At 62.1% G+C, this 12,553-nt stretch carries 8 protein-coding genes; 4 read left to right on the forward strand and 4 right to left on the reverse strand.

From position 1 onward, the window contains the following. Positions 1-18 precede the first annotated feature (18 nt). From ACLIRY_RS07635 to ACLIRY_RS07645, 3 genes are all read right to left on the reverse strand, one after another. On the reverse strand, positions 19-402 hold the full coding sequence (locus ACLIRY_RS07635) for an RNA-binding S4 domain-containing protein (protein ID WP_413204762.1): 384 nt from the start codon (positions 400-402) through the stop codon (positions 19-21). Continuing rightward, positions 399-3,536, reverse strand: a complete 3,138-nt coding sequence (locus ACLIRY_RS07640) for a helicase-related protein (protein WP_413204763.1) — start codon at positions 3,534-3,536, stop codon at positions 399-401. The genes ACLIRY_RS07635 and ACLIRY_RS07640 overlap by 4 nt, the downstream gene beginning before the upstream one ends. A gap of 262 nt (positions 3,537-3,798) precedes the next feature. Continuing rightward, positions 3,799-4,167, reverse strand: coding sequence for an HPF/RaiA family ribosome-associated protein (locus tag ACLIRY_RS07645; protein ID WP_413204764.1), 369 nt, complete (start codon positions 4,165-4,167; stop codon positions 3,799-3,801). 560 nt (positions 4,168-4,727) lie between these two features. Here ACLIRY_RS07645 and htpG point away from each other — a divergent pair. Beyond that, positions 4,728-6,632 carry a molecular chaperone HtpG gene (htpG, locus tag ACLIRY_RS07650; protein ID WP_413204765.1) on the forward strand — a complete coding sequence of 635 codons (1,905 nt, stop codon included), beginning with the start codon at positions 4,728-4,730 and terminating at the stop codon, positions 6,630-6,632. Between the two features lie 219 nt (positions 6,633-6,851). Here the strand turns inward: htpG and ACLIRY_RS07655 are convergent, their stop codons facing one another. Then, a complete protein-coding gene (locus ACLIRY_RS07655) occupies positions 6,852-8,465 on the reverse strand; it encodes a D-alanyl-D-alanine carboxypeptidase/D-alanyl-D-alanine-endopeptidase (protein WP_413204766.1) in 1,614 nt (537 codons plus the stop codon). Positions 8,466-8,741: 276 nt separating this feature from the next. On the opposite strand from ACLIRY_RS07655, the gene ACLIRY_RS07660 reads away from it, so the two are divergent. The 3 genes from ACLIRY_RS07660 to ACLIRY_RS07670 all read left to right on the forward strand — a co-directional run bounded on the left by ACLIRY_RS07660 (position 8,742) and on the right by ACLIRY_RS07670 (position 12,136). Further along, positions 8,742-9,764: a glycosyltransferase family 4 protein gene (locus ACLIRY_RS07660; protein WP_413204791.1), complete on the forward strand. Its 1,023-nt coding sequence runs from the start codon at positions 8,742-8,744 to the stop codon at positions 9,762-9,764. A gap of 115 nt (positions 9,765-9,879) precedes the next feature. Further along, positions 9,880-11,367 (forward strand): NAD-dependent succinate-semialdehyde dehydrogenase, encoded by a 1,488-nt coding sequence (locus ACLIRY_RS07665; RefSeq protein ID WP_413204767.1) that lies wholly within the window; start codon positions 9,880-9,882, stop codon positions 11,365-11,367. A 154-nt stretch (positions 11,368-11,521) separates the two neighbouring features. Continuing rightward, a complete protein-coding gene (locus ACLIRY_RS07670; RefSeq protein ID WP_413204768.1) occupies positions 11,522-12,136 on the forward strand; it encodes a DUF2478 domain-containing protein in 615 nt (204 codons plus the stop codon). Positions 12,137-12,553: the final 417 nt, after the last annotated feature.

Consider the following 12,553-nt stretch of genomic DNA (forward strand, 5'->3'; position numbering starts at 1 on the left):
ACTTGATCTCGAAATACTCTAGTCCTGACCCTTGAAATGTTCGAGGGCGCGCCGGTCCCTTTTGGTGGGACGGCCCAGTCCTGCTGGCCGCAGGAGAGCTCCCCCCTCCATCACCGGATCCCGTAACCGTTCGGGCGGTTCGGGTTCGGTATAGAGGGTTTGGGCTTCAGGTGCGGGACCTCGGCGAAGGCCGGGAGCCTGGACGATGACCGTGCGTCGCACGGGACCCAGTACCACCGACAGGCAGTCACCGGGCTTGACGGGGGTTGCGGGTTTGGTCAGAGACTGACCATCCCGCTTGACATGTCCCCCTTCGCAGAGCTTTTGGGCCAGGCTTCGCGTTTTGCAAAATCTGGCGAACCAAAGCCATTTGTCCAGGCGTTGGCTTTCGCCGCCGGTCACTTGTTCATCAACTCCCTCAGGCGGGCAAAGGGGCTGTCCGGGTTGTATTCCGGCTCCTTCGGCCTGCGATTGGGGGGGCCGCCCTGGGGCTTGCTTCCCTTATCGGGTCTTTTGCCCCGACCTTCGGACCGGTTGTCGCTCCGCTTCTCGCCCCGGCCCTCGGTACGTTTCTCCCCCCGATAGTTAGTGCGCTTCTCGCCCTGGCCTTCGGTCCGCGTCTCTCCGCTTCCCGCCTCGGATTTGGGGCCACGGGCATCGTCAGATTTGCGGGGGCCACCTCGCTTACCCTGGTTCTGGCGGCTTTGCTTGCGTCGCCGGGGCTTGAGGAAAAGCGCGCCCTCTTCCAGGCGAGTGCCATACCCCAAGGCAGAGAGCACGGATGCACCGTCTTCCACGCCTATCCCCAGGGGGGGTAACATGTCCGGCGGTAAACGCACTTCCCCGGGCTGTGCTTGGGGAATGACCTTTTCGGGCTTGGGGGGCTCCTCCGCCGCCTGTTCCGAAGCGGTTGTGTCCGTCGTTTCGTCTGGTGTATCGCTGGGTGCCTCGGAGGGGGAAGATAGGACAGGCGTCTCGTCCACAGGCGCTTGGGTGATTGGCGTGTCTGCAGCGGGCGTTTGCGCTTCCAGAGCAGCCGCGCTTTCGTCCCCCGTTTTGGCGTCCCCCGTTTTGGCGTCTTCTGTTTTTGCGTCTTCCGTCTTGGCGAGGGCGGCCTTGGCGCTTTCCTGCTGGCTCTGGTCCTTCTGGTTCTGACTTTCCTCGCGCACCATGCGCCGCACATCAGCGGCGAAGCGTTCGATCATGTCCACCCGCACGGCGGTATTGCCCACCACCCGATAGCCGATGGCCCGGTAGAAGGCGTGAGGTGCCCGGGCATCCACGGGGAAGGAGACCCGACCATCCGCAGGCACGGCCCCCCCTTCGCGGTCATTCCACAGCCGCCAGAGGACAGCCAGGAGACGTTGGGGATCGGGCTTCAGCAGATCGGGCATGAACAGGGTTTCCACCCCCAGACGGACTCCGACGCGGGCCAGAGCCTTGCGATCGTCTTCTTCCAGGGCTCGAACCTGGGAGTCCAACTGTTCGTCATTGCCCCTGCGGGACAGGGTCCCCAGAGCTTCGATGAGCTGGAAGGCCAACCCCCTGGCCGCCCCTTTCAGATCTGCATCACGCAGGCCTATCAGGGGTTTCAGGCGGTTGGTCAGTTGACTGTCAAGCCAGGTGGTCAACCTTGTGCGGGCTTTTTCCGCCAAGACCTCGTCGAGGAAGTCCCCGCCGGGCAGGGCCACGCCGGGGCGCAGGGGTTCCGATCCCTTCTCCAGGCGCGCCACAGGGGCGCCGCGCCAGAAGATGGTTCCCCGCTCATCGAGCTTGAACAGAACATCGTCGTCTGCGGCGAGACGGGTGACCCGTTGACCGATCTCCGGACGGAGAGCTTCCCGGGCGGCGTTGAGGACAGCCTTGTCGCTTTCCTTTTCGCCAGTTGCTTCGGGGTGGAAGGTCAAGCCTTCAAGCCGGCCAACCTCGTGACCTTCCACGGTGACGCGGCCATCTGAGGCCGCCACTTGGGCGTCGAGCATAGCGCGTTCTCCCAGACGACGCATGAGTACCGAAGTTCGTCTATCGACGAACCTTTGTGTCAATCGGTCGTGGAGGGCATCGGACAATCGGTCTTCAATTGCCCGGGTCTCTCCCCGCCAATATCCCGGGTCGGAAAGCCACCGACCCTGGTGGGACACGTAGGTCCATACCCGGATCGCGGCTATTCGATCAACAAGCGTGTGTATATCGCCGTCCGTTCTGTCGAGTCCGCGTGTCATTGCGGCAACGAATTCGTCGGGTAGACGGCCCCCGGGTTGGGTCAGAAATTTGTACATTCGAGACAGTAAACGAACGTGGGATTCGGTCTGTCTTTTGCGGAAATCAGGCACCCGACAAACGTCCCAAAGCAAGGAAACCCGCTCCTTTCCCTTGGCTAACGGCTCTATCTCCGGGTCCCGGGACAGGGTCTCCAGAAAGTGCTGGTCGCTGGCGAATCGGGGGCGGCGCAGACCCTCGTCCGGGGGGGGGAGGAACAGGGACGATAAAAGTGCGTTCACCGAGTGGAAATCATAGTGGGTGTTGCGCCAAAAGATCTGTCTTTGACTCGGGAAGCTATGGGATTCGACGCATTCGACCACGTCGTCGGCGATTTTTCGGGCGTCGGCGGTGACCCCAAAGGTCCCATCATTCATGTGCCGACCGGCTCGACCGGCGATCTGCGCGACTTCCGCTGCCGTCAGATGGCGGGTCGCATGGCCGTCGAATTTGGTCAGGGCAGCGAAGGCCACATGGTCGACATCCATGTTCAACCCCATGCCGATGGCGTCCGTCGCCACCAGATAATCCACCTCGCCCGATTGGTAGAGAGCCACCTGGGCGTTGCGGGTCCGCGGGCTGAGAGCCCCCATGACCACGGCGGCGCCCCCCCGCTGGCGGCGCGTCAATTCGGCGATGGCATAGACGTCGTCCGCCGAAAAGGCCACCACGGCGGATCGGCGGGGCAGGCGGGTCAGTTTACGGTGGCCGGCATAGGCCAGCTTGGAAAAGCGGGGGCGCGTGTCAAAGATGCAGCCCGGAACCAGCCGCCGGATCAAGGGCGTCATGGTTTCCGCCCCCATGAACATGGTTTCCACCCGACCCCGGGCGTGTAGCAGGCGGTCAGTGAAGACATGCCCCCGGTCCGGGTCGCCACAGAGTTGGATTTCGTCCACCGCCAGGAAATCCACCCGTTGGTCCACGGGCATACTTTCCACGGTGCAGATGTAATAACTGGGCCGGGGGGGAAGAATTTTTTCCTCACCGGTGATCAGGGCCACGCGGCCCACGCCCACCCGGGCGACGACACGGTCATAGTTTTCCCGTGCCAGCAGGCGCAGGGGGAAGCCGATCATTCCCGTGGGATGGCCGAGCATGCGTTCCATGGCCAGATGGGTCTTGCCGGTGTTGGTTGGCCCAAGCACCGCAGAGATCCCCACAGGTCCCAGGCGGTCTTCCAAATCGGTGGAGGCGGTGCCCAGGGACCCTTTCAAGCCCACGGTTGGGCTGGTCCCCCTCAGGGCCACGGTGGGCATGGCTCCGGTGGGCCGGGACAAAGAAACATCATCCGGTGGGGTTGTTTGGTCCAATGCCTCCGTCGGGAAGCCCGAAAAGGGCTTGCGATACGACTTCTCGTCACGCGCTGGACGGTCGCTGTGTCCGGGCGCGTTCGATGAGGGGGAGCCAGAATGAGGGCGGTTCGGTGTGCCTGAGTCCGTCATGACAGGCACACCCTCCCGCGCGCCGACCGAAAGATCAAGGGGCATTGAGGTTTCAAGGTCCCAATGATCGAACGAATTGGCGGTCGCGCCCCGTCACTTAGACGGCGGCGGCTTTCTTTTCGTCTTTCTTGCGGTCGGAGATGTCCCGCAACTGCCGCTCCATGGACGCGAAGGCGTCCCGCAGGGCAATGCCCACATCCTCGTGCGCCTTCAGCTCGGTTTCCTTGCCGTGGGCGCTGGTGGCGGTCAGTTCCTCACCGGGAATGCTGACGTGGACGGTGATGCAGAAGGGTTCCCCCTTCTTGTGAACATGTGAGGTGTTCTTGTGGTGCACTTCCACCACCACGCGACAGGCGGTGATGTTGCCGTGAAACTGCTCCAGCTTGGCAACTTTTTCGTTAATGCGCTCTTCCACTGCATCGGAGTGGTCGATTCCGTGAAACACGATCTGCAAGGGAATTTGCATGGAGCTCTCCCTGAAATTCCAACTAGGGACGGACAGCCACCAGCCAAGCCGATTTCAAAGGGTCCGGTCAAGTCCCCCGGTCGAAAAACGAACTCTTCCTCGATAAGGAAAAGCCCGCGCCGAGGGAATGGCGGCCCTATTCGGCCCCGAGGCGACCTCCCCATTTCGACTGAGGCGAAAGGCACCCCAACGGGGCAACCTTCAACGGCGAAAGGAGAAGCCGGACCTTGCGGAGTATGGCCCAAGAAACCTTGGAAATACTCCCCTTGGGGGCTGGGCCTGTCAGGCGGGTTCCACCCCAACATAACGGGACGGACGATCGAATTGTTTCACGTTCATGATCTCCTGTCGCCTATTTTCGCCTGCTGCAGCGCAAAAAAAATGTCCGAATTCAAGGCTATGCACGCGTGGTGCTTGCATGCAGAGGGCAATAGACTCATATGTGTCGCCGCCCCGTTCCATCGGTTCGCGGGCCGTGGCGCCAGGGGCGCCCTTTGATGCCGTGGTGCCTATGGCGCCCTTTGACAGAGATGCAACCAAACTTAGGGGTAAAAACGGGCATGACCCAGGAAACGCTGTCCTTTCAGGCCGAGGTCTCGAAGCTTCTCGATATCGTCGTCCATTCCTTGTATTCGGACCGGCAGATCTTCCTGCGCGAGCTCATTTCCAACGCGTCGGACGCCTGCGATAAGCTCCGCTACGAAGGGTTGACCCAACCTGCGCTGTTGGAAGGCGATGGCGAGTTTAAGATTAGCCTGTCTGTGGATCGGGAAGCGGGAACGCTGACCATCGCCGACAACGGCATTGGCATGAACCGCCAGGATCTGATTGATAACCTGGGCACAATTGCCCGCTCTGGCACACAGGCCTTTTCGGAGGCGCTGAAGGCCCAGACCGAGAAGAAGAGCGGCGATGTCTCGCTGATCGGTCAATTCGGTGTGGGTTTCTACTCGGCCTTCATGGTGGCCGATTCCGTGAGCGTTGCGACCCGCAAGGCGGGCGAGACCGAAGGCTGGACCTGGGTCAGCGACGGCAAGGGGGCCTTCACCATCGAGGAAACGGAGGGGGTTGCCCGGGGCGCGTCCATCACCCTGCACATGCGGGAGGACGCCAAGGACTTCCTGGAAGAATTCAAGCTTCGCAATATCGTCAAGACCTACTCCGACCACATCGCCATTCCCGTCGAGTTCACTGCGCCGCCCAAGGAAGGCGAGGAGGAGAAGGGACCAGAGCGGTTGAACGAAGCCAGCGCGCTTTGGACCCGCCCCCGGGACCAGATCACGACGGAGCAATACACCGAGTTCTACCACCATGTGTCCCACGGCTTTGACGAGCCCTGGCATGTTCTGCACTATCGGGCGGAAGGGGTTCTGGAATACACCGGCCTGATGTTCGTCCCCGGCCAGAAGCCCTTTGACCTGTTCACCCCCGAGCGCAAACCCCGGGTGAAGCTCTACGTCAACCGGGTGTTCATCACCGATGACTGCGAGGAGCTGTTGCCCTCCTACCTGCGCTTTGTGCGCGGCATCGTCGATTCCTCCGACCTGCCCCTGAACGTCAGCCGGGAAATGCTTCAGGACGATCCGCGCTTGCGTAAGATCAAGGGCGGATTGACCAAGCGCTTGCTCGATGATCTGAGCAAGCGCGCCAAGGACGACGAGGAGGGCTATCTGACCTTCTGGGAGAACTTCGGTGCGGTCCTGAAGGAAGGTATCTACGAGGATTTCGAACGCAAGGACGATCTGCTCAAGATGGCCCGCTTCCGGACCACGGCCTCCGACAAGCCGGTGTCCCTCGAGACCGTCGTTGGCCGCATGAAGGAGGGGCAGACGGCCCTGTATTACGTGACCGGTGACGATGCCAGCGCCTTGGCTCGCAGCCCCCAGGTCGAGGGCTTCGTGGCCCGGGGTGTCGAGGTTCTGCTGCTGACCGATCCCATTGACGAATTCTGGGTGGGGGCTGTTCCCAGCTTCATGGATAAGCCTCTGAAGTCCGTGGCCCAGGCGGGTCAGGATCTCGATACCCTGCCCTTGGAGGACGACGCGAAAGAGGCCGAGTCCAAGGAGGAAAGCACCCCTGCGGAAGAGGGCAAGATTGACGGTTTGATCGCCCGTCTAAAGGTGGCCTTGGGTGATGCGGTGGCCGATGTGAAGGTGTCCAAGCGCCTGACGGGGAGCCCCGTTTGTCTGGTGGCCAAGGATGGCGCCATGAGCCTGCACCTGCAGAAGCTGATGCGTCAGGCCAACCAGGACAGCCCCATGCCCAGTGACCGGGTGTTGGAGATCAACACGAAGCATGCGGTGATCAAGGCTCTGGCCGACCGGGCCGCAGGGGATGGGGAAGGCGTGGACGATGCTGCCCATCTGCTGCTTGATCAGGCGCGGATTCTGGAAGGGGAGCTGCCCACCGACCCGGTGACTTTCGCCAAGCGTCTTACAGACGCCATGGGAAAGGGGCTGGTTTGATCCCGGCGACGCTAGATCACGATGAAATGAGGTCTGTCCAGGGTATACGATAGGGGGTCTGGGGCCGAAAGGCCCCAGACCCTGGGCTAAAAAAAAGGGGGGTTTGGGGGCATTGGCCCCCAAATGGGCTTGGGCAATCGCCCAAAAAACACGAGACACTGTCGTGTACCGTTGGGGGCCTATGCCTCCAAGTCCCCATTGGCCCTATCTCATCCAGATTTAATCCGTTCGATCCAGCCAGGACAGGACCAAATCATGCTCCAGAGCCCGTGCCCGGCTCAGCCAAGCCCGGGCTTGGCCTATCGCCTGGCCGTTTTGGTGAAGATTCTCCCGGTCGAAGCGATTGCGTTTTTCCAGATCTGAAACGAAGAAGACAAAGGCGAGGAGTCGTCCTGATTTGGGAACCAGATAGCCCGCCAGACCCCTGCCGTAATAGACGGTTCCTGTCTTGGCCCAAACGGCGGGTTTGTCCTCGTCCTTGGGCATTTGGCCATCCTCGTCCCGCCAGCCCCGGCGGGGCAGTAGAGCGGCGTAGTCCAGGCCACTGAACGCCTGGTTTTGGGCATAATCCAAAATGGCCGCGATTTGGCGCGGTGTGGCGCGGCTTTTGGCGCTCAATCCCGAATGGTTGAACAGGTGGAAGGAGGACCAGTCCACCCCAGGAATGGTGCGTTTGAACAGGCTGGACAGGAAGTCTGCACTGTCAACGGGGCTTAAGGCCTTACCGGTCAGGCGGCGGGTGGTGGTCAGGCCAATCAATTCCGCAGCCAGGTTGTTTGAATAGCGCAGGGTGCGTTCAGCCACGTCGAACAGGGGCGGGCTGGCCGTGGTCGCCAGGGTCCTGGCCTTGCGGGGCGCTGGAGCGGGACGCGGCTCGGGCAGGGGCAGGCCTTTTATCCGAGCCATTTCCCTGGCGACATAGGCCGTGTGGGCTCCAGGGTGCTTGATCGGTAACCAGAGGGCGCCCTTGCCTGTCCAGTCAGGGGCGAGGATCCATCGTTCCTCGGGGGCTCTGTCTGGACCGGCGATGGGGGCCAAGGCGGCGGAGACAATCGTGGCGGGTTTGGTTTCTTGACGCAGACGGACGGCCAGATTGCCCCAGGGTGGATCCTTTGGGCCGGACTTGCGAAATTGTACGGATGGGACCGGTGGGATGTCGGAGGCCGTGATCATTCGGGGGCCCTGGAGCGGATCCCAGGCCAACCGAACTCGGTTGAAGTCCAGCGAAAGGGCGCCATAGCCTGGGTTGTAAGCCAGGGTGTCGGGCTGGTTGGGCTCGATTTCCGGCCCATGCTCCAGGAAGGTTTCGTCGTAGAGGAACCGGCCCTCCACCCGCGAGATGCCCTGGGTCACCAGGGAGGAGATCAAGCCGTCCAGGCGCCTCCCATCAAGCAGGGGATCTCCCGTTCCCACGAGGTAGAGGTCTCCCTTTAAGACGCCCTTCACCACGTGACCCGTGGTGACCATTTTGGTTTCCCAGCGGTAGGCCGGTCCCAGCAAATCCAGGGCGGCCACCGTAGTGGGGACCTTGGCGACGGAGGCGGGCAGAAAGGGCTGGTCCGCGTTCTGGAGGGCGAGCCACTCGCCGCTTTCCAGATCGCGCAGGGCGAAGCCGACCTGTCCTGGGGCGAAGCCATGGCGGGCCATCAGAGCTTCGGCGCTGGGTTGGGGGGGCTGCGGCTTTTCCGCAGGTGGGGGAAGCGGCGGTTCAACAGACGCCGCGAGGCTTGCTCCGGGCCAGGCCATCAACAGGGAGAGGATCACCGCGCGGCTGAGGGGCCTTAGGGTGTGGAGGAGAGGCTTGGGCCGGTGCCGTCGGATACCACAGATCATGTCATTCCCTCCCCTTTCCCCAGTCCAAGACAAAGTCGCATGGCCTGAAGCTTCTGAAAAGTGAACAGTTTGGTTACGGCAAGATGATTGTTTCGTGATGCTCCCTACCGGATATGGCTTCGGGGCGGCGCGCAGACTATACCCTGGCCCCGGTTTCAGCTGTGTTTGTAAAGCCCCTTGCCAGTGACGCGAGGTCTTTACGAATGCATGACCTCCTCGGACTCCGTTGGGAGTCAACGGGAGAGGGCGATAGGGGAGGAAACGGGGCCTATGACCATGCGTATCACCTTCGTCACCGATGCTTGGTATCCCCAGCCCAATGGGGTGGTCCGGGTGCTGGACAGTCTGCGGAGCCGTCTCGAGGGCCTTGGTCACCGGGTCCAGGTGATCGAGCCCGGAGCCTTCACCTGCATGCCCTGTCCGACCTATCCGGAGATTCCCTTGGCGGTTCTGCCGGGCCGCAAGCTGCGGAAGATGGTGGACGATTTCGCGCCGGACGCCGTTCATATTGCAACGGAAGGCCCCTTGGGTCGGGCGGCCCGCTCCCTGTGTCTCAAGCGGGGGTGGCCCTTTACCACGGCCTACCACACCAAGTTTCCCGAATATATCCAGGCCCGCACGCCTCTTCCCCTGGATTGGCTCTACGGGGTGATGAGGCGCTTCCACGGCCCGTCGTCGGCGGTGCTCTGCCCCTCTCCCTCGGTTCATCGGGAGTTGACGGCCCGGGGGTTCCAGAACGCCCGGGAATGGAGCCATGGCGTCGATACCCAGGTGTTCCGCCCCCAAGGCAAGGACGTCCTGGATTTGCCCCGACCGATCTTCCTTTATGTCGGGCGGGTGACCGTGGAGAAGAACCTGAGCGCCTTTCTGGACCTGGACCTTCCCGGATCGAAAATGGTGGTGGGCAGTGGTCCCCAGCGGGACGCCTTGATGAAACGCTATCCCAAGGCCCATTTTCGCATCGCCAATGGGGATGGGGAGCTATCCCGCCTGTTTGCCGCCGGGGATTGTTTCGTCTTTCCCAGCCTGACCGACACCTTCGGGCTGGTCATGCTCGAGGCCCTGGCCTCTGGCGTGCCAGTGGCGGCCTTTCCCGTAACGGGGCCCAGCGATGTCATCGGGACCTCCGGCGTTGGTGTGCTCGAAGCGGATCTGCGGGCGGCGGCGCTCAAAGCGCTCGAAATCGACCCGACGCTCTGCCGGGCGCATGCCGAAAAATTCTCCTGGGATCAGGTCACCGAGGAATTCCTTGGTTTCCTCGCCCCTCTGTCGGGCCAGAGCCAGGTTCGGGTGGGGTAAACGTCTTCCTTGCGTCCGTCGGATCCAATTGGATCCAATTTACCCTTTCGGGCGCGGGTTACGCCTCCTAAATGGAATGACATATAAATTTGTCACTCCACGAAAAGGATATGTCATGCCCGATGGAACCGCCGTTCTGGCCAAGCTTGAACTCCCGCGTGCTGCGGGGCTTCTGAAAGACAAGGCCTATGTGGATGGGGCTTGGGTTGGGTCGGATTCAGGCGCCGAGTTCGCCGTGACCGATCCGGCCAGCGGTCAGGAGATCGGTCGGGTGCCCGACATGGGCGCCGACGAAACCCGCCGAGCCATCGAGGCCGCTAATGACGCTTGGCCCGTCTGGCGGGCCAAGACGGCCAAGGAACGGGCCAATATCCTGCGGACTTGGTTTACCCTCTGCATGGAGAACCAGGAGGCTCTGGCCATCCTGATGAGCGCCGAACAGGGCAAGCCCTTGGCCGAGGCCCGGGGCGAGGTGGCTTACGGGTCCTCCTTCATCGAATGGTTCGCCGAGGAAGGGAAGCGGATTTATGGCGAGGTCATTCCCAGCCATGGCGCCGATAAGCGTATCGTCACCCTTCGCCAGCCCATTGGTGTGGTGGCGGCGATCACCCCCTGGAACTTCCCCAACGCGATGATCACCCGCAAGGCTGCTCCGGCGCTGGCTGCGGGCTGTCCCATCATCATCAAACCTGCGGAGGACACGCCGCTTTCCGCTTTGGCTTTGGCCGAGCTGGCCGATCGGGCGGGGCTGCCGAAGGGGATTTTCAACGTCGTCACCACGCGGGAGTCCAAGGTGGTGGGGGGTGAGATGACGGCGAACCCCATCGTGCGGAAACTCTCCTTCACGGGCTCGACTCCCGTCGGCAAACTGCTGATGGGTCAATGCGCCGATACGGTGAAGAAGGTGGCCTTGGAACTGGGCGGGAATGCGCCCTTCCTTGTGTTCGACGATGCCGACCTGGATGCCGCCGTGGCTGGGGCCATCGCGTCGAAGTATCGGAACGCGGGGCAGACCTGCGTTTGCGCCAACCGGTTGATGGTTCAGGATGGCGTCTATGACGCTTTCGCCAAGAAGCTGGCCGAGGCTGTTTCCAAAATGGCCGTTGGCCCGGCCCTGGAAGGGGAAAGCCAGCAGGGACCGTTGATCAATGCGGCCGCCCTTGAGAAGGTGGATGGGCTGGTTCAGGACGCTCTCTCCAAGGGCGCGAAGGTTGTCCTCGGCGGCAAGCCCCACGCGCTGGGGGGGACGTTCTTCGAGCCGACGATCCTCACCGATGTCACCGGCGAGATGCGCATGTTCAACGAAGAGATTTTCGGCCCCGTCGCGCCCCTGTACCGGTTCAAGACCGAGGACGAAGCGGTTGCCATGGCCAATGATACGCCCTTTGGGCTGGCGGCCTACTTCTATTCCCGGGACATCGGTCGGGTCTGGCGGGTGGCCGAAGGGCTGGAATACGGCATTGTCGGCATTAACGAAGGCATCATTTCCACGGAAGTGGCGCCCTTTGGCGGCGTGAAGGAATCGGGTATTGGGCGGGAAGGATCCCGCCATGGAATCGAAGAGTTCACGGAGATCAAATACCTCTGCATGGGCGGTCTGTAAGAGCGTTGGAGGCCCCGGGGCGCGATCGGCGATTGACGGACGCGGGCCGGGGTGTTTCCCTCTTCCTCTTGTGGACATTCCCAGGTGTCCTCCCGGGGGTGTCTTCTACTTGTCCCCCGGGGGGCGTCTTCCTTTGTGCAAATGGGGCAGGCGCATGACCAAGACAGAGAACAGGCTAGGTGCCGCAATGCCAATCGGTCCTGCGGACACCCTCCCCCAGATCGGTGCAGCGGCTCTGTTGCAAGGCAAGGGTGCGCCTGGAGACGGCGAGGCGGGGGCCCTGCTGGAAGCCTTTGCGGCGCGGCGCCGGGCAGAGGGTTGGGCTGTGGCAGGCCTCGTCCAACGGCGGGATTCTGGAAACGGGCTCTGCCATCTGGTGGACTTGGAGGGTGGCCAAACCTATCCGATCACCCAAGAGCTGGGCAGCGGCTCGGAGTCCTGTGTCGTTGATCCTCATGGGGTGGCAGCCGCGTCCGTTGTCCTGCGGCGCGCGGTGGACGTCTCCGCCGATATTCTCGTGATCAACAAGTTTGGGCGCCTGGAAAGCGAGGGGGAGGGCTTGGTCGACGAAACCCTGGCCGCTATGGCTGCGGGGTTGATTGTTCTGACCACGGTTCACGAAAATTACCGCGAGTCCTTTTTGGAGCGTACGGGTGGTTTGGCCAGCCTGCTCCCCTGCACGTCGGATGCGTTGGAGGCTTGGTGGTCGTCCTTGCGGGTTGACGGGGCGGGACAGGAGGACAGCGGAACCGTTGGGCCGAGGGATTAAACTCACGGTACACGACAGTCAGTCCTTTTCAGTCACGGGGCTTTGCCCCGTCCCCCACTGGGGCCGTGAGGCCCAGACCCCGGGCTAAAAAAAGGGGGGGTTGGGGGCATCGCCCCTGAATGGGCTTGGGCACTCGCCCAAAAAAACCGAAACACTGTCGTGTATTGCGAATTGAACCCGTCGAACGGTACCCCTCTCCGGTTTCCGGTAAATTTGGAGGGATTTTATCTTTTCCGATTGACGGGGTGGGTTTGGGTCTATAGAACCCGCTCTCCCGACGGAGCGGTTGCTTTGTTGGGGCCGGGTTTTCTCCCTGGCTGGTTTTGTTTAATTCCTTGAATTGGCATTATTTTCGGATGTGCCACCGCTTCCTTCGGGGACCGGAAGAGGGGTTGGGCGGGACGGAAAAAAGGGAGT

The sequence above is a fragment of the Rhodospirillum sp. A1_3_36 genome, from assembly GCF_047263945.1.
Lineage (GTDB): Bacteria > Pseudomonadota > Alphaproteobacteria > Rhodospirillales > Rhodospirillaceae > Rhodospirillum.

Bases quoted from the DNA above. Each gene is read 5' to 3' on its own strand.
- ACLIRY_RS07655 (WP_413204766.1), bottom strand. From the start codon at position 8,465: ATGATCTGTGGTATCCGACGGCACCGGCCCAAGCCTCTCCTCCACACC.
- htpG (WP_413204765.1), top strand. From the start codon at position 4,728: ATGACCCAGGAAACGCTGTCCTTTCAGGCCGAGGTCTCGAAGCTTCTC.
- ACLIRY_RS07660 (WP_413204791.1), top strand. From the start codon at position 8,742: ATGCGTATCACCTTCGTCACCGATGCTTGGTATCCCCAGCCCAATGGG.
- ACLIRY_RS07670 (WP_413204768.1), top strand. From the start codon at position 11,522: ATGACCAAGACAGAGAACAGGCTAGGTGCCGCAATGCCAATCGGTCCT.
- ACLIRY_RS07665 (WP_413204767.1), top strand. From the start codon at position 9,880: ATGCCCGATGGAACCGCCGTTCTGGCCAAGCTTGAACTCCCGCGTGCT.
- ACLIRY_RS07645 (WP_413204764.1), bottom strand. From the start codon at position 4,167: ATGCAAATTCCCTTGCAGATCGTGTTTCACGGAATCGACCACTCCGAT.